The organism is Mongoliimonas terrestris, from assembly GCF_001927285.1.
Taxonomy (GTDB): Bacteria; Pseudomonadota; Alphaproteobacteria; order Rhizobiales; family Pleomorphomonadaceae; genus Chthonobacter; species Chthonobacter terrestris.
Genome location: NZ_MSIG01000008.1, coordinates 158,022 through 179,540, shown reverse-complemented (window position 1 = coordinate 179,540; position 21,519 = coordinate 158,022). Strand labels below are relative to the sequence as shown.

23 protein-coding genes are annotated in these 21,519 nt (G+C 69.4%); 13 read left to right on the top strand and 10 right to left on the bottom strand.

Annotation, left to right across the window (positions count from 1 at the left end; translation table 11 throughout):
- Positions 1 to 5 precede the first annotated feature (5 nt).
- Positions 6 to 887 (top strand): SDR family oxidoreductase, encoded by an 882-nt coding sequence (locus BUQ68_RS13585; protein ID WP_075216519.1) that lies wholly within the window; start codon positions 6 to 8, stop codon positions 885 to 887.
- 45 nt (positions 888 to 932) lie between these two features.
- On the opposite strand, the gene BUQ68_RS13580 is transcribed toward BUQ68_RS13585, so the two are convergent.
- Both BUQ68_RS13580 and BUQ68_RS13575 read right to left on the bottom strand, forming a co-directional pair.
- Entirely contained in the window at positions 933 to 1,544 is a 612-nt protein-coding gene (locus BUQ68_RS13580; protein ID WP_075216518.1) for a histidine phosphatase family protein, read from the bottom strand.
- Between the two features lie 71 nt (positions 1,545 to 1,615).
- Positions 1,616 to 2,203, bottom strand: coding sequence for an NADPH-dependent FMN reductase (locus BUQ68_RS13575; RefSeq protein ID WP_075216517.1), 588 nt, complete (start codon positions 2,201 to 2,203; stop codon positions 1,616 to 1,618).
- Between the two features lie 155 nt (positions 2,204 to 2,358).
- Between BUQ68_RS13575 and mbfA the strand changes: the two genes are divergently transcribed.
- Positions 2,359 to 3,330: an iron exporter MbfA gene (mbfA, locus tag BUQ68_RS13570; RefSeq protein WP_075216516.1), complete on the top strand. Its 972-nt coding sequence runs from the start codon at positions 2,359 to 2,361 to the stop codon at positions 3,328 to 3,330.
- A 79-nt stretch (positions 3,331 to 3,409) separates the two neighbouring features.
- Here the strand turns inward: mbfA and msrA are convergent, their stop codons facing one another.
- Both msrA and BUQ68_RS13560 read right to left on the bottom strand, forming a co-directional pair.
- Positions 3,410 to 4,072 carry a peptide-methionine (S)-S-oxide reductase MsrA gene (msrA, locus tag BUQ68_RS13565; RefSeq protein WP_083656565.1) on the bottom strand — a complete coding sequence of 221 codons (663 nt, stop codon included), beginning with the start codon at positions 4,070 to 4,072 and terminating at the stop codon, positions 3,410 to 3,412.
- Between the two features lie 17 nt (positions 4,073 to 4,089).
- Positions 4,090 to 4,401: a hypothetical protein gene (locus tag BUQ68_RS13560; protein WP_075216515.1), complete on the bottom strand. Its 312-nt coding sequence runs from the start codon at positions 4,399 to 4,401 to the stop codon at positions 4,090 to 4,092.
- A 234-nt stretch (positions 4,402 to 4,635) separates the two neighbouring features.
- Between BUQ68_RS13560 and BUQ68_RS13555 the strand changes: the two genes are divergently transcribed.
- Both BUQ68_RS13555 and zapE read left to right on the top strand, forming a co-directional pair.
- On the top strand, positions 4,636 to 5,172 hold the full coding sequence (locus tag BUQ68_RS13555) for a protease inhibitor Inh/omp19 family protein (RefSeq protein WP_075216514.1): 537 nt from the start codon (positions 4,636 to 4,638) through the stop codon (positions 5,170 to 5,172).
- Positions 5,173 to 5,464: 292 nt separating this feature from the next.
- Positions 5,465 to 6,598, top strand: coding sequence for a cell division protein ZapE (gene zapE, locus BUQ68_RS13550; RefSeq protein ID WP_075216574.1), 1,134 nt, complete (start codon positions 5,465 to 5,467; stop codon positions 6,596 to 6,598).
- A gap of 28 nt (positions 6,599 to 6,626) precedes the next feature.
- On the opposite strand, the gene BUQ68_RS13545 is transcribed toward zapE, so the two are convergent.
- Positions 6,627 to 7,433, bottom strand: coding sequence for a hypothetical protein (locus BUQ68_RS13545; RefSeq protein ID WP_075216513.1), 807 nt, complete (start codon positions 7,431 to 7,433; stop codon positions 6,627 to 6,629).
- A gap of 286 nt (positions 7,434 to 7,719) precedes the next feature.
- On the opposite strand from BUQ68_RS13545, the gene mdh reads away from it, so the two are divergent.
- The 8 genes from mdh (at position 7,720) to lpdA (ending at position 17,316) form a co-directional block, all read left to right on the top strand.
- On the top strand, positions 7,720 to 8,685 hold the full coding sequence (gene mdh / locus BUQ68_RS13540) for a malate dehydrogenase (protein ID WP_075216512.1): 966 nt from the start codon (positions 7,720 to 7,722) through the stop codon (positions 8,683 to 8,685).
- 77 nt (positions 8,686 to 8,762) lie between these two features.
- A complete protein-coding gene (sucC, locus tag BUQ68_RS13535) occupies positions 8,763 to 9,962 on the top strand; it encodes an ADP-forming succinate--CoA ligase subunit beta (protein ID WP_075216511.1) in 1,200 nt (399 codons plus the stop codon).
- Positions 9,962 to 10,861, top strand: a complete 900-nt coding sequence (sucD, locus tag BUQ68_RS13530) for a succinate--CoA ligase subunit alpha (RefSeq protein ID WP_075216510.1) — start codon at positions 9,962 to 9,964, stop codon at positions 10,859 to 10,861. Before sucC ends, sucD begins: the two co-directional genes overlap by 1 nt.
- Before the next feature lie 163 nt (positions 10,862 to 11,024).
- Positions 11,025 to 14,006 carry a 2-oxoglutarate dehydrogenase E1 component gene (locus tag BUQ68_RS13525; protein WP_075216509.1) on the top strand — a complete coding sequence of 994 codons (2,982 nt, stop codon included), beginning with the start codon at positions 11,025 to 11,027 and terminating at the stop codon, positions 14,004 to 14,006.
- Positions 14,007 to 14,089: 83 nt separating this feature from the next.
- Entirely contained in the window at positions 14,090 to 15,316 is a 1,227-nt protein-coding gene (gene odhB / locus BUQ68_RS13520) for a 2-oxoglutarate dehydrogenase complex dihydrolipoyllysine-residue succinyltransferase (protein WP_075216508.1), read from the top strand.
- Positions 15,317 to 15,356: 40 nt separating this feature from the next.
- Positions 15,357 to 15,584 carry a DUF4160 domain-containing protein gene (locus BUQ68_RS24555; protein WP_075216507.1) on the top strand — a complete coding sequence of 76 codons (228 nt, stop codon included), beginning with the start codon at positions 15,357 to 15,359 and terminating at the stop codon, positions 15,582 to 15,584.
- Positions 15,575 to 15,895 carry a DUF2442 domain-containing protein gene (locus tag BUQ68_RS13510; protein WP_245293247.1) on the top strand — a complete coding sequence of 107 codons (321 nt, stop codon included), beginning with the start codon at positions 15,575 to 15,577 and terminating at the stop codon, positions 15,893 to 15,895. The genes BUQ68_RS24555 and BUQ68_RS13510 overlap by 10 nt, the downstream gene beginning before the upstream one ends.
- A 14-nt stretch (positions 15,896 to 15,909) precedes the next feature.
- Positions 15,910 to 17,316, top strand: a complete 1,407-nt coding sequence (gene lpdA / locus BUQ68_RS13505) for a dihydrolipoyl dehydrogenase (RefSeq protein ID WP_075216506.1) — start codon at positions 15,910 to 15,912, stop codon at positions 17,314 to 17,316.
- A 97-nt stretch (positions 17,317 to 17,413) separates the two neighbouring features.
- Here lpdA and BUQ68_RS13500 read toward each other — a convergent pair whose 3' ends face one another.
- From BUQ68_RS13500 to BUQ68_RS13490, 3 genes are all read right to left on the bottom strand, one after another.
- Positions 17,414 to 17,638, bottom strand: a complete 225-nt coding sequence (locus BUQ68_RS13500) for a hypothetical protein (RefSeq protein WP_075216505.1) — start codon at positions 17,636 to 17,638, stop codon at positions 17,414 to 17,416.
- A gap of 135 nt (positions 17,639 to 17,773) precedes the next feature.
- Entirely contained in the window at positions 17,774 to 18,703 is a 930-nt protein-coding gene (locus tag BUQ68_RS13495; RefSeq protein ID WP_083656564.1) for a DMT family transporter, read from the bottom strand.
- A 202-nt stretch (positions 18,704 to 18,905) separates the two neighbouring features.
- Complete coding sequence (locus tag BUQ68_RS13490) at positions 18,906 to 19,853, bottom strand: tyrosine recombinase XerC (RefSeq protein ID WP_075216504.1); 948 nt, start codon at positions 19,851 to 19,853, stop codon at positions 18,906 to 18,908.
- Positions 19,854 to 20,005: 152 nt separating this feature from the next.
- Between BUQ68_RS13490 and BUQ68_RS23775 the strand changes: the two genes are divergently transcribed.
- On the top strand, positions 20,006 to 20,383 hold the full coding sequence (locus tag BUQ68_RS23775) for a hypothetical protein (RefSeq protein WP_175577815.1): 378 nt from the start codon (positions 20,006 to 20,008) through the stop codon (positions 20,381 to 20,383).
- A gap of 163 nt (positions 20,384 to 20,546) precedes the next feature.
- On the opposite strand, the gene bfr is transcribed toward BUQ68_RS23775, so the two are convergent.
- A complete protein-coding gene (gene bfr / locus BUQ68_RS13480) occupies positions 20,547 to 21,032 on the bottom strand; it encodes a bacterioferritin (RefSeq protein WP_075216503.1) in 486 nt (161 codons plus the stop codon).
- A 91-nt stretch (positions 21,033 to 21,123) separates the two neighbouring features.
- Complete coding sequence (locus BUQ68_RS13475) at positions 21,124 to 21,408, bottom strand: (2Fe-2S)-binding protein (RefSeq protein WP_075216502.1); 285 nt, start codon at positions 21,406 to 21,408, stop codon at positions 21,124 to 21,126.
- Positions 21,409 to 21,519 lie beyond the last annotated feature (111 nt).

Here is a 21,519-nt window from a genome sequence, read left to right as displayed (position 1 = left end):
CGTTCATGCGCCTGTTCGTCTTCGGCCTCGGCTATTCGGCCCTCGCCTTCGTGCGCCGGAACCGCGGCCGGTTCAGCGCCGTCGGCGGCACCACGCGCTCGCCCGAGAAGGCCGACGCCCTGCGCGCCGAAGGCATCGAGGCCGTCCTGTTCGACGGCACGCGGCCGGGCGAGGGCGTCGGGGCGGCGCTCCGCGAGGCGACCTTCGTCTTGCAGTCCATCGCGCCGTCCGAAGCGGGCGCCGGCACCAACGACCCGGTCCTGAAGTGGCACGGCGCCGACCTGATGGTGGGCCGCAAGCCGATGGCGGTCGCCTATCTCTCCACCGTCGGCGTCTACGGCGACCACGGCGGCGCCTGGGTGGACGAGCGCGCGCGCCTGAAGCCGAAGAGCGCGCGCTCCCTCGCCCGGGTCGCCGCCGAGGAGGCCTGGACCGCCTACGGGGCCGAGACCGGCGTGCCGACCGCCATCCTGCGGCTCTCCGGCATCTACGGGCCCGGCCGCAACGGCTTCGTGAACCTCGCCGAGGGCAGCGCCAAGCGTCTCGTCAAGCCCGGCCAGGTGTTCAACCGCATCCACGTGGAGGATATCGCCTCGGCCACCGCCGCCGCCCTCTTCTCGCGCACGGGCGGGGTGTTCAACATCACCGACGACGAACCGGCGCCGCCGCAGGACGTGGTGGCCTTCGCGGCCGGTCTGATGGGCGTCGAGCCGCCGCCGGAGCAGGACTTCGCCGCCGCCGAACTCTCGCCCATGGCGCGCAGCTTCTACGGCGAGAACAAGCGCGTGGCGAACGGCAAGTCCAAGCGCGACCTCGGCCTCGTCTACGCCTACCCGGACTACCGCACCGCGCTCACGCGCATGTGGACGGAGGGGACCTGGCGCTGACGCGCCGCACCGCCGCCGGCCAACAGGAGAGCTACGCCCGCCCGGTCAGGCGAGGCCCGCGACCGCCGGCTCCACGTCGACGACGCGCTCCATCGGCACCCAGGGGTGCACCAGCCGCCGCGCCGTCCAGTCGGCGGTGAAGACGTGGCCGCCGCCGGCCGGCTGGTCGTGCGCCCGGTCGATCGGCCGGCCCGCGATGTGGCAGGCGAGAAGCGTCCCGACCGCCCCGTGACCGACCATGAGGATGCGGCGGCCGTGCGGTAGCGCCAGCGCGCGCTCCACCGCCGCCACGATGCGCGCCTGGGCGTCCACCGCCCGCTCCCAGCCGCGCACGCTCTCCTCCGGCCTGGCGAAGAACTGGTCCGCCACCGTCTCGAACTCCGCCGGCGGCAGGAAGCCGGTCGCCGAGCGGTCGTTCTCGTGCATGAAGCCGTCCACCTCGATCAGCACCCCTTCGGCGGCGGCAATGAGTTCGGCCGTCTCCACCGCCTTGGCCTCGTCGGAGGATAGGATGCGGTCGATGCCGGCGCACCAGCCGCTCGCCACGAAAGCCTCCACCCGGGCCCGTCCCACGTCCGAAAGGCCCCAGCGGGGCACCGGCACCGCCGGGTCGATCCGCACCTGCGGGTGGGTGAGGTAGTGAAGAGTCCGCGTCATGGTCCGTGCCGTCCGGTGTTTGCCGCCAAGGCCGCACGGTCGCGGCGGACCGTGACGACACGATGACGGGATCAGACCGCGTAGCGGGCCGCCTCGTCGACGAGCCGGGCGGCCACCGCGTCCAACCGGGCCGCCAGCCGCTCGTCGGCAAGGCCGCCATCGACGGAAAAGGCGCTGCCGGCGGACGGCACCGAGATCTGTTCCGGGATCACCGTGGCCCCGAGGCCGAGTTCGAGCACTTGGCGCAGGTGCATGAGGCTGCGGATGCCCGCGAAGGCCCCCGGCGACGCCGACCCGAGCGCGTAGGTCCGGCCACGCCAGGGCGACGGGTCGCCCGCCGCGCCACGAATCCGGCTCACCCAATCGATGGCGTTCTTCAGGAGCGGCGGCACCGAGGCGTTGTACTCGGGGCTGGCGATGAAGATGCCCGTGTGCGCCGTCATCTGGGCGCCGAGCCGGCGCGCGCCCTCCGGCACGCCGGAGGCGGACTCCAGGTCCGCGTCGTAGAGCGGCATCGCATAGTCGGCGAGCGACAGGAGCGTCGGCTCCGCGTCCTTGAGGGCGATCGCCTTCACCATCTGCGCCGCCAGACGAGCGTTGTGGCTGCCGGACCGGGTGGATCCTGCGAAGACGAGGATGCGGGGGCGCGGACGGATCATGCGGACTCTCCAGGTGGGAACGAGGTCGGACCCTTGGCCAAGTGACCTCTCGGCCGGCACGCGTCAAGCCGGTGCAAAGGCCGGGCATAACCCTTGCCCTGGCATGTCTACCTCTCTATTTTAGAATAATTCTAATATAGAGGCATTCGCCACTCATGTTTTCCTCCGCCAAGCGCGCCTTCTCCGACCTCTCCGAGCGGGAGATCCTGGCCCTCGCCATCGCGTCGGAGGAGGAGGACATGCGCATCTACGCCTCCTATTCCGACGGCCTGAAGGCCGACTATCCGGCTACCGCCGCCGTCTTCGACGACATGGCCCGGGAGGAGAGCGAGCACCGGGGCCGCCTGATCGAGATCTTCCGCGCCCGGCACGGGGAGACCATCCCGCTGGTCAGCCGCGAGCACATCCGCGGCTTCTACCGCCGCGCGCCCTACTGGCTGGTCCGCCCGCTCGGGCTCGACCGGGTGCGCCGGGAGGCCGAGGCGATGGAGGCGGAGGCGCACGACTTCTACCTGAAGGCCGCCGCCCGTTCGACGGACGCGTCCGTGCGCAGCCTGCTCGGCCAGTTGGCGGCGGCGGAGCGGGGCCACATGGCCATGGCCGAACGGCTCGGCCTGAAGCACCTCACCTCCGAGACCCGCAGCGCGGAGGACGCCTCGGCGCATCGGCGCTTCCTCCTGCAGGTGGTCCAGCCGGGCCTTGCCGGGCTGATGGACGGGTCCGTCTCCACCCTGGCGCCGGTGTTCGCCGCCGCCTTCGCCACCGGCAGCACCTGGGAGACCTTCCTGGTCGGCACCGCCGCCGCCCTTGGCGCCGGCATCTCCATGGGCCTCACCGAGGCGCTCTCCGACGACGGCGCCCTCACCGGGCGCGGCAGCCCGGTCATCCGCGGCCTCTCGGCCGGCATCATGACGGCGGTCGGCGGCCTCGGCCACGCCCTTCCCTACCTGATCCCGGATTTCTGGACCGCGACGGCCCTCGCCGTCGTCATCGTCTTCGTCGAGCTCTGGGCCATCTCCTGGATCCGCTGGCGCTACATGGACACGCCTTTCCTCCGGGCGGCCTTCCAGATCGTGGTGGGCGGCTTCCTGGTCTTCCTCACCGGGATCCTGATCGGCAGCGGCTGACAGTGGCCCGGAACGCAAACCGGCCGCCCTTTGCAAGGGCGGCCGGCGGGAAGACTTGCAGGGAAAGGGCGCGGTCCCCTCAGGCGGTGACGCCCGTCGGGATCGGGCACGAGACGCCGGTGCCGCCGAGGCCGCAGTAGCCGTTCGGGTTCTTGGCCAGATACTGCTGGTGGTAGGCCTCCGCATAGTAGAAGGGCGGCGCCTCCAGGATCTCGGTGGTCACGTCCTTGTAGCCGGCCTTCTTCAGCGCCGCGTCGTAGCGGGCCTTGGCGCTCTCGGCGGCGGTGCGCTGCGCCTCGGAGGTCACGTAGATGCCCGAGCGGTACTGGGTGCCCACGTCGTTGCCCTGGCGCATGCCCTGGGTCGGGTCGTGCGCCTCGAAGAACACCTTGAGGACCCCCTCCAGGCTGATCTTCGCCGGGTCGAACACCACCTTCACCACCTCGTTGTGGCCGGTAAGGCCGGTGCAGACCTCCTCGTAGGTGGCGTTCGGCGTGTGGCCGGCCTGGTAGCCGACGGCCGTCACATGGACGCCCGGCGTCTGCCAGAACTTGCGCTCGGCACCCCAGAAGCAGCCGAGGCCGAAATAGATGACCTCCATGCCGTCCGGATAGGGCTCCTTGAGCGCGTTGCCGTTGACGAAGTGGCGCTCCGCCGTCGGCAGCGGCGTCGGCCGGCCCGGCAGAGCCTCGCCGGCGGACGGCACGGTGAGCTTCTTGGAGAGCATGTTCAAAAGGTACATGAGCGGTCTCCCATGGATCAGTCGACCGTCCGACGACGGCGTCGGCGTCCGGCCAGCATGAGAAGGATGCCGAGAACGCCGCCGACCGCGAAGGTGGGCCAGAGGAGGACGGTGACGATGATCGGATCCCAGATATAGGGATGAAGATAGCGCTGCACCACGGCCTGGAGCAGATTGAGCGATCCGGGCATCAGTTGGAACCAGGTCTGGCCGAGCGGCGTCAACACCAGGGCGTCGGAGGCGAGCGAGCGGATGCCGTCGGCGATCAGCGCGATGAAGGAGGCGGCGAAGATCAGGACGCCGAGGGCGCGGACCAGAAAGGCGAGCATGGGACGGGGGACGCCTTGCGAACGGGTGGGGCGGGATGGACGCGCGCCGAACGCGCATCTCCCCGGCCAGAACTATGGCCGAGAAGCCACGGTGTCCATCGAAAGCGCCATCATCATGCCGTGAGCGGCCCGTGCACGGTGGTCCTGGCCGGAATTCCGCCTTGCATCCTGCGTTTATCCGCAGTGACAACCGACACCGGTGCGAACAGTTTCGAATCAACGGAGCAGAGACCCATGCGTTGGACCCCGTTCGTCAGCGTCGCCGTCGTGCTCGGCCTTGCCGGGTGTGGCAGCTACAGCCTGAGCACCCCGTCCGCGCCGCGCGGCCCCGCGCCTTTGCCGGCCTCGCCGATCTCGCCCGTCCAGTCGCAGACCTTGCCGCCGCCGGTCGCCGGCGACCCGCTGGCGCCGCCCCTCGGCACCCCGCAGGCACCGGTCGATCTCGCCGCCACCACGCCCCCGCCGGCGGCCCCCTCGACGGCGACCGAGGTGCGCCGGCCGGAGCTGTCCGGCGGCTGGACGCTCGCCTCCGCGGGCGAATCCTGCCAGCTCTTCATGAGCCTCACCACCTGGTCCGGCGGCTACCGCGCCAACACCCGCGGCTGCGCCTCCGACGAACTCAAGTCCGTCGGCGCCTGGGACCTCGCCGGCCAGACCGTGGTGCTGAAGGACGCGTCCGGCTCGCCGGTGGCGCGCCTCTCCTCCACCGCGCCGGCCCGCTTCTCCGGCCAGACGGAAATCTCCAAGCGCGGCGTGCAGTTCTACCGCTGAGGTCCGGCGGCGGGCGGCGCACACGACCTTCGATGCGCTTGTGAGCCACCCCGGAAAGGGGCTAAGCAGGCAGGAAGAGGTGTCCGGCGGCATTTCCGCCGGCAAACCCGCGCCAAGCCAGCGATCCCGAGCCGGAAACCCGTCGCTTCGCCGACGGAAGTCCGGCGCCGGGGTCCGCCGACCGCCCTCTCCGCCCCCGCTTCGACGAGGCCCGTTGACCCCGCCCGATTCCACGCCGGCAGCGCTCCTGCCACCCGACACCTACGGCGTCGACCGGCCGCTCGGCACCGGCGTGCTCGCGCTCTACGACCACAAGGTGGCCGAGGGCGAGATCACCGCCGATCCGGCCCAGCGCGCGGTCGCCAACCACCTGGACCGGCTGCACCGGTCGCTGTCGGAGGAGCGGCTCGCCTCCAAAAAGAGCGCCCTCGGCTGGCTGTTCGGCCGCAAGGCCAAGGCCGAGCCCGGTCCGCGCGGCCTCTACGTCTGGGGCAGCGTCGGCCGCGGCAAGACCATGCTGATGGATCTCTTCTTCCAGGTGGTGCCGGTGGAGAAGAAGCGCCGCCAGCACTTTCACGTCTTCATGGCGGACGTGCACGAGCGGGTGTTCGCCGCCCGCCAGGCGCTCGCCCGCGGCACCGACCGGGACCCGGTGGACCTCGTCGCCGACAGCCTCACGGACGAGGTGCACCTCCTCTGCTTCGACGAGTTCGCCGTCACCGACATCGCCGACGCCATGATCCTCGGGCGTCTCTTCACCAAGCTCTTCGAGCGTGGCGTGGTGCTGGTGGCGACCTCCAACGTGGTGCCGGACCGGCTCTACCACGACGGCATCAACCGCGATCACTTCGTCCCCTTCATCCGCCTCCTGAAGGAGCGCTGCGAGGTGGTGCGCCTCGACGCCGCCGTCGACTACCGGCTGGAGAAGCTCGACTTCGCCGACGTCTACCACGCGCCGATCGGCCCGGACGCGGACCGGGAGATGAACGCCCTCTGGGGCCGCCTCCTCGGCGAGGCGGCGGAGGAGCGGCGCATCCTGTCGGTGAAGGGCCGCAAGCTGGTGGTGCGGCGCGCCGGCCCCGGCATCGCCCGATTCACCTTCGAGGAGCTCTGCGAGCAGCCGCTCGGCGCCGTCGACTACCAGGCGATCGCGGCCGCCTTCGGGACCGTGCTTCTGGAAGATGTGCCGGTGATGAGCTACGAGCGGCGCAACGAGGCCAAGCGCTTCATCACGCTCGTCGACACCTTCTACGACGAAGGCATCAAGCTCGCCGTCTCGGCCGCCGCGGAGCCCGCCGCCCTCTATCACGCGCGCCAGGGCGCCGAGGCCTTCGAGTTCGACCGCACCGCCTCCCGCCTCACCGAGATGCGCTCGGAAGCCTACCTCGCCGCGCCGCGCCGGTCGCTCCGCGAGGCGGAGGGCTGATCCGACGCTCCGGGCGCGGCTCGGACGATCAGGCGTCGGGTGCCGGCTCGGCGAAGAGCGCGTCGATGCCGAAGAGGTCCGGCACCTCCACGATCGCCATGGGCGGCTTGCCGGGAAAGCGCAGCGGCTCGCCGAAGCGCCAGGCGGCGCACGCCGCCGCCACCGCGTCGACGAAGCCCGGCAGCGCCGCCGACGACGTGTTGGCGAGCTTGGACCGGAGCCCGTCGCGGCGGACCAGATTCATGTGCAGCATGGCCACCTCGTCCGGCTCGAACAGGTGCGCGGACGTGCCGGATCCGGTGATCCGTCGGGTCGGGTCCACCGGCAGCGGGTAGGTCGCCCCGGGCGTCAGGCGGGTGTGGGGCGTCAGTCGGCTCAGGAAGCACACGCAGGTGGTGTCCGGCTCCGCCGAGCGCCAGATCGGCCGGCGGATGTGCAGGTAGGTGCGCGCCAGCGTGAGGGCGTGCCCCTCCCGCTCGATCCGCTCGCGCGCGGCGGCAAGCCTGACCGGCTCGTAGTATTCGTCCGCGTCGAGGGTGAGGAAGAGCTCCACCCCCCGTTCGCGGGCGCGCTCCAGGCCGATGGACCGCTTGCGATGCTCGTTCGCCTGCGCTGGCAGCGACAGGTCCGGCTCGTAGACGATCACCTCGTCGGCGAGCCGCTGGCGGACGGCGGAGGCCACCACGTCCATCAGGCCCGGGTCGGCCGGATGGCCGAGGTTGGAGACGGTCTGCACCAGGAGACTGATGTGGTCGAGGCTCGCCCGCACGCTTGCAAGCGACGCGAGCAGATGCTCCTCGCCATTGAAAAGGTTGTAAGATCCGCCGGTCTTCATGGCCCGTCCCGCGCCCTCGCCGCCCGCTCCGACCCTCTCCGGCACCGCCCTTGCCGGGCGTCCGGCCGTATCGGCGGTGCCGACTCTCCACTTCGCCGTATCAGAACTCACTTAAGTATTACCGGCGGTAACCGACCGGAAGCGCCCGTCGCTTTTCGTGCCGGACGGACCACATTTTCTTCTCCAGTCGCCTTTCGTTGCGCTTGCACCGCAGCAGGATGCGGGTTAATGCCTTCCTGGCTGTAGTCGAAACTGTTGACCTTTACGTAAACGGAAGGCCGGAAAGATGGCGCGAAACAAGATCGCTCTCGTCGGTGCGGGTCAGATCGGGGGCACGCTCGCCCACCTGGTCGGCCTGAAGGAGCTCGGGGACGTGGTCCTCTTCGACATCGCCGAGGGCGTGCCCCAGGGCAAGTCGCTCGACATCGCCGAGAGTTCCCCCGTCGACGGGTTCGACAGCCGCCTCACCGGCACCCAGACCTACGAGGCCATCGAGGGCGCCGACGTCGTCATCGTCACCGCCGGCGTGCCGCGCAAGCCCGGCATGAGCCGCGACGACCTCCTCGGCATCAACCTCGGCGTGATGGAGCAGGTCGGCGCCGGCATCGCCAAGTACGCGCCGAACGCCTTCGTCATCTGCATCACCAACCCGCTCGACGCCATGGTGTGGGCGCTGCAGAAGTTCTCCGGCCTGCCCGCCAACAAGGTGGTCGGCATGGCGGGCGTGCTCGATTCCTCGCGCTTCCGCTACTTCCTCGCCGAGGAGTTCAACGTCTCCGTGGAGGACGTGACCGCCTTCGTGCTCGGCGGCCACGGCGACACCATGGTGCCGCTCACCCGCTATTCCACCGTCGCCGGCATTCCGCTGCCGGACCTCGTCAAGATGGGCTGGACCACCCAGGAACGGCTCGACCAGATCGTCCAGCGCACCCGCGACGGCGGCGCCGAGATCGTCGCCCTCCTGAAGACCGGCTCGGCCTTCTACGCGCCCGCCGCCTCGGCCATCGCCATGGCGGAGAGCTACCTGAAGGACAAGAAGCGCGTCCTGCCGGTCGCCGCCCACCTCAACGGCGAGTACGGCCTGAAGGACACCTACGTGGGCGTTCCGGTGGTGATCGGCGCCGCCGGCGTCGAGCGCGTGCTGGAGATCGAGCTCAACGCCGACGAACAGGCCGCGTTCGAGAAGTCCGTCGGCGCCGTCAAGGGCCTCGTGGACGCCTGCAAGACCATCGCGCCGGCCCTTCAAGGCTGACGGCATACGCTCCCGACCGGTCCGGGGGCCGGTCGGGGGTCTCCCCCTTCCGTCCCCACCCGTTCGAGGGCGTCCGGATGAACATTCACGAATATCAGGCCAAGGCCATCTTCAAGACGTACGGCGTTCCGGTGAACCCGGGCGTCGCCGTGCTCAGTGTCGACGAGGCCGAGACGGCCGCCAAGTCGCTTCCCGGCCCGCTCTGGGTCGTCAAGAGCCAGATCCACGCCGGCGGGCGCGGCAAGGGCAAGTTCAAGGAGGCCGACGCGGGCGAGAAGGGCGGCGTGCGTCTGGCGAAGTCCGCCGACGAGGCGGCCGCCTTCGTGCGGCAGATGTTCGGCAAGACCCTGGTGACCATCCAGACCGGCCCGGCCGGCAAGCAGGTCAACCGGATGTATATCGAGAGCGGCTCCGACATCGAGAAGGAGCTCTATCTCTCCATCCTGGTCGACCGCGCGACCAGCCGCGTCGCCTTCGTGGCGTCGACGGAAGGCGGCATGGACATCGAGCAGGTGGCCCACGATACCCCGGAGAAGATCGTCACCTTCTCCATCGACCCGGCCACCGGCTTCATGCCCCACCACGGCCGCACCCTCGCCAAGGCGCTGAACCTCTCCGGCACCGCCGCCAAGCAGATCGGCCCGGTGGCGGAGAAGCTCTACAACGCCTTCGTCGGCACCGACATGGCCATGCTGGAGGTCAACCCGCTGATCGTCACGCCGGCCGGCGACGTGGTCGCCCTCGACGGCAAGGTGACGTTCGACAGCAACTCGCTCTACCGCCACCCGGACATCGTGGAACTCCGCGACGTGACGGAAGAGGACGACAAGGAGATCGAGGCGTCCAAGTACGACCTCGCCTACATCGCCCTCGACGGCACCATCGGCTGCATGGTCAACGGCGCCGGCCTTGCGATGGCGACGCTCGACATCATCAAGCTCTACGGCGAGGAGCCGGCCAACTTCCTCGACGTCGGCGGCGGCGCCACGGAGGAGAAGGTCACCGCGGCCTTCAAGATCATCACCGCCGACCCCAACGTGAAGGGCATCCTGGTCAACATCTTCGGCGGCATCATGAAGTGCGACGTGATCGCCCGCGGCGTCATCGCCGCCGTCAAGGCGGTCGGCCTGCAGGTGCCGCTGGTGGTGCGCCTGGAAGGCACCAACGTGGAGCTCGGCAAAGAGATCATCGCCGAATCCGGCCTGAACGTGCTCGCCGCCGACGACCTCGACGACGCGGCCCAGAAGATCGTCAACGCCGTTCGCGGAGCCCGCTGATGTCCGTCCTCATCGACAAGAACACCAAGGTCCTCACCCAGGGCATCACCGGCAAGACCGGCACCTTCCACACCGAGCAGGGCCTCGCCTACGGCACGAAGATGGTCGGCGGCGTCACCCCCGGCAAGGGCGGCTCCAAGTGGACCGCGGCCACCGGCGAGGAGTTGCCGGTGTTCGACACCGTGCTGGAGGCCAAGGAGGCGACCGGCGCCAACGCGTCCGTCGTCTACGTGCCGCCCCCGTTCGCGGCCGATTCCATCTGCGAGGCCATCGAGGCGGAGATCCCGCTCGTCGTCTGCATCACCGAGGGCATTCCGGTGCTCGACATGGTGCGGGTGAAGCGCGCGCTCGCCGGCTCCAAGACCCGCCTCGTCGGGCCGAACTGCCCGGGCATCGTCACCGCGGGTGAATCCAAGATCGGCATCATGCCGGCCAACATCTTCTCCAAGGGCAACGTCGGGATCGTGTCGCGCTCCGGCACGCTCACCTACGAGGCGGTGTTCCAGACCACCCGGGCCGGCCTCGGTCAGACCTCGGCGGTCGGCATCGGCGGCGACCCGGTGAAGGGCACCGAGTTCATCGACGTCCTGGAGATGTTTCTCGCCGACCCCGACACCCACTCGATCATCATGATCGGCGAGATCGGCGGCTCGGCCGAGGAGGAGGCCGCGCAGTTCATCGCCGACGAGGCCAAGCGCGGGCGCAAGAAGCCCATGGTCGGCTTCATCGCCGGCCGCACGGCGCCTCCGGGCCGCCGCATGGGCCATGCCGGCGCCATCATCTCCGGCGGCAAGGGCGGCGCGGAAGACAAGATCGCCGCCATGGAAGCCGCGGGCATCCGCGTGTCGCCGTCGCCGGCGCGCCTCGGCACCACCCTCGTGGAAGTCCTGAAGGGCTGACGTCAACGGGATCTTGAGCCCTTCCGGTCCAGGATCCCGATCCTATCTAGAGGCGGCCCGTCCCTCCCCCATCGACGGGGACGGGCCGCCCATCCGACAGGGCGCCGCAATCCGCGGCGCATCTCCAGACAGCGAGGACGGGGTCCCGGACCCCGAAGCAGCCATGGCACGGCAAGACCAGAACGACGCCTTCGCGCTGACGTCCTTCCTCTACGGCGGCAACGCCGCCTACATCGAGGATCTCTACGCCCGCTACGAGGCGGACCCGAACGCGGTCGACGCCGAATGGCGGGACTTCTTCCAGGGTCTCGGCGAGAGCCGGGCCGACGTGGAGAAGAACGCCAAGGGCGCGCCCTGGAAGCGGCCCGACTGGCCGATCGCGCCGAACGGCGAGTGGGTCGCCGCCCTCGACGGCAACTGGGGCGAGGTCCAGAAGAAGGTCGGCGACAAGATCAAGGAGAAGTCGGCGGAAAAGAGCGCCGGCCTCTCGGAAGCGCAGGTGCAGCAGGCGACGCGCGATTCCACGCGCGCCCTGATGATGATCCGCGCCTACCGCATGCGCGGCCATCTGCACGCCAACCTGGATCCGCTCGGCCTTGCCAAGAAGGTCAACCCGGACGAGCTGCACCCGGCATCCTTCGGCTTCACCGAAGCCGACATGGACCGGCGCATCTTCATCGACAACGTGCTCGGCCTGGAGTTCGCCACGCCGCGCCAGATGGTCGACATCCTGCAGCGCACCTATTGCTCCACCATGGGCGTGGAGTTCATGCACATCTCTGACCCGGCCGAGAAGGCCTGGATCCAGGAGCGCATCGAGGGCCCGGACAAGGCCATCAGCTTCACCCGGGAAGGCAAGCGCGCCATCCTCAACAAGCTGGTCGAGGCCGAGGGCTTCGAGAAGTTCATCGACGTCAAGTACACCGGCACCAAGCGCTTCGGCCTCGACGGCGGCGAGTCGCTGATCCCGGCGCTCGAGCAGATCATCAAGCGCGGCGGCAACCTCGGCGTCCGCGAGATCGTCGTCGGCATGGCCCACCGCGGCCGCCTCAACGTGCTCACCCAGGTGATGGGCAAGCCGCACCGGGCGCTCTTCCACGAGTTCAAGGGCGGCTCCTTCGCGCCTGACGACGTGGAGGGCTCCGGCGACGTGAAGTACCACCTCGGCGCGTCGTCGGACCGGGAGTTCGACGGCAACAAGGTGCACCTGTCGCTCACCCCCAACCCGTCCCACCTGGAGATCGTCGACCCGGTGGTGCTCGGCAAGGTGCGCGCCAAGCAGGACCAGCTCGCCACCGTGTGGGAGGGCGACATCATCCCGCTCCGCGAGCGCGCCAAGGTGCTGCCGCTGCTCCTTCACGGCGACGCGGCCTTCGCCGGCCAGGGCGTGGTGGCGGAGTGCTTCGGCCTTTCCGGCCTGCGCGGCCACCGCACGGCGGGGTCGATCCACTTCATCATCAACAACCAGATCGGCTTCACCACCAACCCGCACTTCTCGCGCTCGTCGCCCTATCCGTCCGACGTCGCCAAGATGATCGAGGCGCCGATCCTGCACGTGAACGGCGACGACCCGGAGGCGGTGGTCTACGCGGCCAAGATCGCCATCGAGTTCCGGCAGAAGTTCCACAAGCCGGTGGTCGTGGACATGATCTGCTACCGCCGCTTCGGCCACAACGAGGGCGACGAGCCGGGCTTCACCCAGCCCATCATGTACCGCAAGATCCGCGGCCAGCCCTCCACGCTGCAGATCTACTCGGAGAAGCTGATCGCCGAGGGCGTGGTGACCACCGATGAGGTGGAGGCCATGAAGGCGGAGTGGCGGTCGCGGCTCGACGCGGAGTTCGAGTCCGGCCAGTCCTACAAGCCCAACAAGGCCGACTGGCTCGACGGCGTCTGGGCCGGCCTCAAGGTGGCGGATAGCTTCGACGAGCAGCGGCGCGGCCAGTCCGGCGTCAACATCGAGACGCTGCGCGACATCGGCCGCAAGCTCACCACCGTGCCGGAGGGCTTCAAGGTTCATCGCACCATCCAGCGCTTCCTCGACGCCCGATCGAAGGCGATCGAGACCGGCGAAGGCATCGACTGGGCGACCGCGGAATCGCTCGCCTTCGGCTCGCTCCTCGTCGGCGGCCACAAGGTGCGCCTCTCCGGCCAGGACGTGGAGCGCGGCACCTTCAGCCAGCGCCATTCGGTGCTCTACCACCAGGAGACCGAGGAGCGCTTCATCCCGCTCACCCAGCTCGCCGAGGGTCAGGCCCGCTACGAGGTCATCAACTCGATGCTCTCCGAAGAGGCGGTGCTCGGCTTCGAGTACGGCTATTCGCTGGCCCGGCCGAACGCCCTCACCCTGTGGGAGGCCCAGTTCGGCGACTTCGCCAACGGCGCCCAGGTGCTGTTCGACCAGTTCCTCTCCGCCGGCGAGCGCAAGTGGCTGCGCATGTCGGGCCTCGTCTGCCTCCTGCCGCACGGCTACGAGGGCCAGGGACCGGAGCATTCCTCCGCCCGTCTGGAGCGCTTCCTGCAGATGTGCGCCGAGGACAACATGCAGGTCGCCAACTGCACCACCCCGGCCAACTACTTCCACATCCTGCGCCGGCAGCTGACCCGCGACTTCCGCAAGCCGCTGATCCTGATGACGCCGAAGTCGCTGCTCCGCCACAAGCGGGCGGTGTCGCGGCTCGACGAGATGGGCGCCGACACCTCCTTCCACCGGCTCCTTTGGGACGACGCCCAGTCGGCTCCCTCCTCCACCACGGTGAAGCTCGTTCCCGACGAGAAGATCCGCCGCGTGGTGCTGTCGTCGGGCAAGGTCTACTACGACCTCTTCGAGGAGCGCGAGAAGCGCGGCATCGACGACGTCTACCTGCTGCGCGTCGAACAGCTCTATCCCTTCCCGGCCAAGGCGCTCGTCAACGAACTGTCGCGGTTCAAGGGGGCGGAGATCGTCTGGTGCCAGGAAGAGCCCAAGAACATGGGCTCGTGGACCTTCATCGAGCCCTATATCGAGTGGGTGCTGAAGCAGATCGGCGCCAAGGTCACCCGGCCGCGCTACGCCGGCCGGGCCCCGGCCGCCGCCACGGCGACCGGCCTCATGTCCAAGCACCTCGCGCAATTGGCCGCCTTCCTGGAGGAGGCGCTCGGCTGACGTGACTGACTGGAACCGCCCAGCCGGGCGGTTCCCCCGACCTTCCCCCGACATTCCTATCGAACGACAGAGACGAGCACCCCATGGCGACGGAGATCCGCGTTCCGACTCTCGGCGAGTCCGTGACAGAGGCCACGATCGGCCGCTGGTTCAAGAAGGCTGGCGAGGCGGTCAAGGCCGACGAGCCGGTCGTGGAACTGGAGACCGACAAGGTCACCATCGAGGTTCCGGCGCCGGCCGCGGGCGTCCTCGCCGAGATCCTGGTCGCCGACGGCGAGACCGTCGGCGTCGGCGCGCTGCTCGGCTCCATCGGCGAGGGCTCCGTTGCCGCGGCACCGGCGCCCGCCGCCAAGCCGGCCCCGGCCGCCGCCCCGGCGCCGGCCGCGAGCGCGCCCGCCCCCGCCGGCGCGCCGGCCTCCGCCATGCCGCCCGCGCCCTCCGCCGCCAAGATGATGGCCGAGAGCGGCATCGCGCTCGACGCCGGCTCCGGCCGCCGCGGCCAGGTGCTGAAGGAGGACGTGCTCGCCGCCATGGCCGGCGGCGCCACCGCCAAGGCCCCGGCGCCCGCGCCCGTGCAGGCGCCCCGCCCGGCGTCCGGCGCCGACGACGCCGCCCGCGAGGAGCGGGTCAAGATGACCAAGCTGCGCCAGACCATAGCGCGCCGCCTCAAGGACGCCCAGAACACCGCCGCCATGCTGACGACCTTCAACGAGGTCGACATGACGAACGTGATGGCGCTCCGCAACAGCTACAAGGATCTCTTCGAGAAGAAGCACGGCGTGAAGCTCGGCTTCATGGGCTTTTTCGTGAAGGCCTGCATCCAGGCCCTGAAGGAACTGCCGGCGGTCAACGCCGAGATCGACGGCCAGGACATCATCTACAAGAACTACTACCACGTCGGCATCGCCGTCGGCACCGACAAGGGCCTGGTGGTGCCGGTGGTGCGCGACGCGGACCAGCTGTCGCTCGCCGGCATCGAGAAGACCATCACCGGCTACGGCAAGCGGGCCCGCGACGGCCAGCTGAAGATCGACGAGATGCAGGGCGGCACCTTCACCATCACCAACGGCGGCGTCTACGGCTCGCTGATGTCGACGCCCATCCTCAACGCGCCGCAGTCCGGCATCCTCGGCATGCACAAGATCCAGGAGCGGCCCATGGTGGTCGGCGGCAAGATCGAGGTGCGGCCGATGATGTACCTCGCCCTCAGCTACGACCACCGGATCGTCGACGGCAAGGAGGCCGTGACCTTCCTCGTCCGCGTCAAGGAGAGCCTGGAGGACCCGCAGCGCCTGGTGCTGGACCTCTGAGACGAGATGGCGGGTGCCGACGATCGGCGCATTCCAGGGAATGACGGTCCACATCTACGCGAATGATCACCCGCCTCCCCACGTGCATGTGCGGGCGGGTGATCGCGAGGCCCTGATCTCGATTGCCACAGGTGATACCTTACGAGGATCAATCCCGAAGTCGAAGGCCAACGCCTTCCGCGTCTGTTTTGTGCCTCGGCAGGACTGGGTCGCTTTCTGCTGGGTGGAATTCCAGGCGGGCCGATCGATCGAAGGACCATGGACATGAAGGCCTACCGAATCGCCACGGTCGACATGGTTCGCCATCCGGTCGTCCGGGTCCGGTACGACGATGGATTCGAGGAGGAGATGGACTTCTCCGAGCACATCGAGACTGGCGACCTGTTCGCGCCGCTCTTCGATCCCGCCTTGTTCGCGACCGTCACGGTCGGCCCATCGGGACGGAGCTTCGGCTGGCGACTGTCCGAGGCCGGCCGGGAGATAGACCTCTGCGCGGACGGCGTTCGGTCCGCCCTTGAAGAACAGCGAGTCCGCCGGATGGCAGACACCTACAGGCAGCGGCGGTCTGCCGCGGAATGACAAAAGGGGATTTGATGTCCTACGACCTGATCGTCATCGGAACCGGCCCCGGCGGCTATGTCTGCGCCATTCGCGCGGCCCAGCTCGGCTTGAAGGTGGCGGTCGTCGAGAAGCGCGGCACCCACGGCGGCACCTGCCTCAACGTCGGCTGCATCCCGTCGAAGGCGCTGCTGCACGCCTCCGAGCTGTTCGAGGAGGCCGCGCACGGCTTCAAGAAGCTCGGCATCGACGTCGGCACGCCGCGGCTCGATCTGCCGGCCATGATGGCGCACAAGGACACGACGGTGAAGTCGAACGTCCAGGGCATCGACTTTCTCCTGAAGAAGAACAAGGTCGATCCCTTTCTCGGCGCGGGCAAGATCGTCGCGCCGGGCAAGGTGGAGGTGACGATGAACGACGGCTCCGGCGCCAAGGTGCTGGAGGGCAAGGCCATCGTGATCGCCACCGGCTCCGACGTCGCCACGCTGCCCGGCATCGAGATTGACGAGAAGACGGTGGTCTCCTCCACCGGCGCCATCGCGCTCGACAAGGTGCCCGACACCCTGGTGGTGATCGGTGCCGGCGTCATCGGCCTGGAGCTCGGCTCGGTCTGGGCCCGGCTCGGCGCCAAGGTGACGGTGCTGGAATATCTCGACCGCATCCTGCCCGGCATGGACGGGGAGGTCGCCAAGCAGTTCCAGCGCATGCTGGAGAAGCAGGGCTTCGCCTTCAAGCTCGGCCAGAAGGTGACGAGCGTCGCCCCGGCCGGGAACGGCCCGGTGACGGTGACGTTCGAGCCCGCCGCCGGCGGCGGCGGCGAGACGATCGCGGCCGACGTGGTGCTGGTGGCCGTCGGGCGCAAGCCCTACACGGACGGCCTCGGCCTCGACGAGGTGGGGGTTGCCCGCGACAACCGGGGCCGCGTCGTCACCGACGCCCACTACGCCACCACCGTGCCCGGCATCTACGCCATCGGCGACGTGATCGTCGGCCCCATGCTCGCCCACAAGGCCGAGGACGAGGGCGTGGCGCTCGCCGAAATCCTCGCCGGCCAGCACGGGCACGTGAACTACGGCGTCATCCCGGGCGTGGTCTATACCATGCCGGAGGTGGCCGCCGTGGGGCAGACCGAGGAGGAGCTGAAGGCCGCCGGCATCGCCTACCGGTCGGGCAAGTTCCCCTTCACGGCCAACGGTCGCGCCAAGGCGACCTTGCACACGGACGGCTTCGTGAAGGTGCTGGCGGATGCCGCCACCGACCGGGTGCTCGGCGTCCACATCGTCGGCGCCGGCGCCGGCGACCTCATCCACGAAGCGGCGGTGCTGATGGAGTTCGGCGGTTCCTCCGAGGATCTCGCCCGCACCTGCCATGCCCACCCGACCATGTCGGAGGCCGTCAAGGAAGCCGCGCTCGCCGTCGACAAGCGCCCGATCCACATCTGATCCGCGCCCAAAGCGGCTCTGACCATAGAGCGGCCCCAAACAGCAAGGCCCGGCTCGATGCCGGGCCTTTCATCTTTCGGCGCGATACCCGTCCCGCTTACTGGCGGACGGTCTCGGCCGGGGCCGGGGTCGCCGGCTGGGTCGTCACGGTCGTCTGGCCTTCCGGCAGCAGCACGGGCTGGGAGAGGTTCGCCACCTGCACGGGCTCGGCCGGGATCGTGGAGGCGGTCCGCATCTTGGAATAGTTGCACTCGGCCGCGGCAAGCCCGGTGGAGAGGGCCATGGCCAGGGCGGCACCACCCGTCAGCATCAGCTTGGTCATCGTCAGGTCTCCTCGCAAGAAGTCGGCGTTCCCCCGCCGAGGAGACAGGCTAGGGCGAGGCCGGGCGATCCCGAAGACAGATTTTCGTGAAGACGCCTTCAGCCCGTCTCGAATCCCGCGCCGAACCGGGTGCCGTCACCGCGCCCGGTCGAGGCGGGTGAAGAGCCAGATCCCGCCGATCACGAGGGCGGTGCCGACAAGGTCCAACGGGCCCGCCGTCTCGCCGAGGAAGGCGACCGCGAGCCCGAGCGTCACCACCGGGCTCAAGGTGCTGATCATGGCGTTCGCCTGGGCGGAGATGCGCGAGAGCGACGCGCTGAGGAGAAACGCCGGCAGAACGGTGGCGCCGATCGCAAGACCGAGGGCGATGGCGAGGCTCGGCCCGGTGACGAGCAGCCGCTCCAGCGGCCGCGTGGCGGCGAACTGCGTCAGGAGGCCGGCGCTCGCGGCCGTCATGGCGATGGAGGTGAAGAGCGGCGCGCCGAGCCTTCGGATCAGCGGCTTGGCGAGGAGCTGGTAGAGCGCGAAGGCCACCGCCGAGGCGAGCACCCAGAGGGTGCCGACGGTGATCGCCGAGCCCATGGCCGCATAGTCCTTCACGAACACGATGGCGAGGCCGCCGTAGCTGATGGCGAAGGCGCCGAGGGCGAGCGGGCGGACGGGCTGGGCGAAGAAGAGCGCGCCGAAGAGGACGACGAACAGCGGATAGGTGAAGAGAATGAGCCGCGAGAACTGCGGCGACAGGGTCATCAGGCCCATGAAGTCCGCGTAGCTGGCGAACCAGTAGCCGAGCATGCCGACCCCGGCGGCCGCGGCGATGTCGCGCCCGCGATAGCCGCCCCAGCCCGCCCGGATCGACGTCCAGAGACCCACCGCCGCGAAGATCGGCACGGAGAAGAGCATGCGGAGCGCCAGGAGGGTGATCGGATCGAGGCCCTCCGCATAGCCGAGCTTGATGAAGATGCCCTTGGTGGCAAAGAGGACCGCGCTCGACAGAGCGAGCGCGTAGCCGACCAGCGGCACGATAGGCCGTCCGGTGGCGGGCGGCGCGGAGGAGACGGTCACGGGCAGGTCACGGGCAGGTCCGGGGCGGCGAGGATCCGGCGCGGGCACGCCGGCCGCCGGTGCGGCGGAGGATGGTCGACGGCGCGGGCCTTAGGCGAAGGCGCTCTCCCCGTCCGCTTGAGCCTAGGCCATCCGTGGCCGAATCGGAAAGGCCTTTGTCATCGCGCTGTTACAAGGCAGCCGTGCCCCCTGCGGCAAACCCTCACCCCGCGCGCGGGTGCGCCTTTTCCCAGGCGGCGATCAGGCGCACCTGGTCGACGGCGGTGTACATCTGCGTGGTGCCGAGGCTGGCGTGGCCGAGCAGTTCCTGGATGGTGCGAAGGTCGCCGCCGGCGCCGAGGAGATGGGTGGCGAAGGAATGCCGGAGGGCGTGCGGCGTCGCCGTGTCCGGCAGGCCGAGGGCGCCGCGCAGCCGCTGCATGGCGGCCTGAATCAGGCGCGGCTGCAAGGGTCCGCCCTTGGCGCCGCGGAAGATCGGCGTGTTGGCGGGGATCCGGTAGGGGAGAAGCGCCAGATAGGCGTCGATCGCCGCCCGAACCTGCGGCAGCACCGGCACGATCCGCACCTTGGACCCCTTGCCGAGCACGCGGAGGGACCCGCCCTCCGGCGGCGGAAGGTCCGCGCGGGTGATCGCCAGCGCCTCGGAGATGCGCAGCCCCGACCCGTAGAGGAGGGCCAGCACGGCCGCGTCGCGCGCCGCGATCCAGGGCTCCTCGGCCAGTTGCCGGTCCGGATCGACCACCGAGAGGGCGTCGGCGACGGGCAGCGGCTTCGGCAGGCGCCGGCCCACCTTCGGGGTATGGACCGCGTTCACCGCCGTGGAGGAGAGGTGCCCCTGCCGCTCCAGGTGGCGGACGAGGGAGCGCACGCCCGAGAGCCCGCGGGCAAGCGTCGCCGCCGAAGCACCGTCGCGGCGCCGGTGGGCCAGGAAGGCCCGGTAGTCGGCGGGCTTCAGCCCGGCCACGTTGGCGATCGTCGGCGGCCCGCCGAGGTGGACCGTGAGGAAACGGACGAATTGCTCCACGTCGCGGCCATAAGCCTCCAGGGTGCGGTCGGCCATGCGGCGCACGCCGCCGAGGGTCTCGGTCCAGCGGGCGACGGCGTCGGCGAGATCGGGCGCCATCACCAGGAGCGGCGGCAAATCCGGCATCGGGCGGTCTCCTCGAAGGTCGGTCCACCCTGTCGCGGAAGGATGAACGCCGTCTGAACGGCTGCCTCAGTCCGGGTTCATTGCGAGAGGCGCATACCTTTCCCACGCGGTCGGCGATCCAGCCGGCCCTTGGACACCCGAGGAGGACATCCATGCTCCGCACCGCTCTCATCCGCCTCACCGCCGGCGTCCTGGCGCTCGCCGGCACCGCCGCCGTCGTGGTGCCGTCCGCGAGCGCCGCCGAGGCGTCCCTCGTCATCACGGTGGATCACCGGGACTGGCGCGACCACCGCGACGACGATCGCCGCCGCTGGGACGACCACCGCCGCTGGGACGGGGACCGCCGCTGGGACGACCGGGACCGCTACGAGCGCCGTCACGACCGCCGGGAGCGCCGCGCGGACCGACACCACCGGGTGCGGGAGATCTGCGAGCCGACCTGGCGGGTGAAGCGCTCCTACGACCGCTACGGCCGGGTCGACAAGGTGGTGCGCGTGCGTGTCACCGAGTGCCGCCTCGTCCGCCGCTGAAGGCGCGAGCGAACGCCCGAACGCGCGGTTCGAACCGCCGTGTTCGCCGTCCGGACGGTCGCGCCGCTTCCAGCCCCCGTCGGCGTGGCGCAACGAAAAAGCCCGCGGTCACGGCGTCCTCGACGCCGGTCCGCGGGCTTTTTCATGGAGTGCGCGCCGGGTTCTACTCGGCTTCGTTGGCGCCGACGGCGTTCAGCAGGCCGTAGCGCTCCTCGCCGAGCTTTTCCAGAAGGTTGATCTGGGTCTCCAGGAAGTCGATGTGGCCTTCCTCGTCCTTCAGCAGGTCCTCGAAGATCTGCATGGACACATAGTCGTTTTCGTCGCGGCAGACGTCGCGCGAGATCCGGTAGGACGTGCGGGCGTCATATTCGCCGGCGAGATCCGCGTCCAGAACCTCGCGGAGGGTCTGGCCGATCCGCAGCGGCGCCAGCGTCTGCAGGTTGGGATGGCCTTCCAGGAAGATGATCCGCGCGATGATGCGATCGGCGTGATGCATCTCCTCGATGGATTCCTCCCGCTCCTTCTTGGCGAGCTTGGTAAAGCCCCAATCGTCCAGCAGCCGATAGTGCAGCCAGTACTGATTCACGGCACCGAGTTCGAGAAAGAGGGCTTCGTTCAGCCGCTCGAGAACCTTGGGACTACCCTTCATCTAGCTCTCCTGTCGAGATCGCTCGTCAATGGCGGAGAGCCTAATCAGCCAGCCTCTGCGGCGCAACACGCGCGCTTTGGTTTCCAGGGATTTAGGCAGTTCTACGCAGAGGAACGACCACCGCCGGCTGCTCAGGACGCGAGTCCGGCGCCTGCGGCACCCGCGCCGGCAGATCGCTCGCGCCGCGCCGCAGCTGCACGCGCTCCTCGATCACCTGCACGGCGTTCGGGAAGCAGCCGCAGCAGCGGCCCCGTTTGCCGAGCGTCATATAGACAAGGCCGGGCGTCACGATCCGCCAGGGGTCGGCATCGAGAAGATCGTCGATGACGCTGTGGATGTCCGCCAGCGTGATCACATTGCAGTGGCAGACGATCATGTCTGGCCTCCCGTGCCGAGCGGCAGCCGGGTCGAGGTGAAAGGTCCGGTCATCGTTCAAGCCTCTGTCCGAAGGTCAAGGCTTCGGGGAAGATTGAACTTGAGTATGACG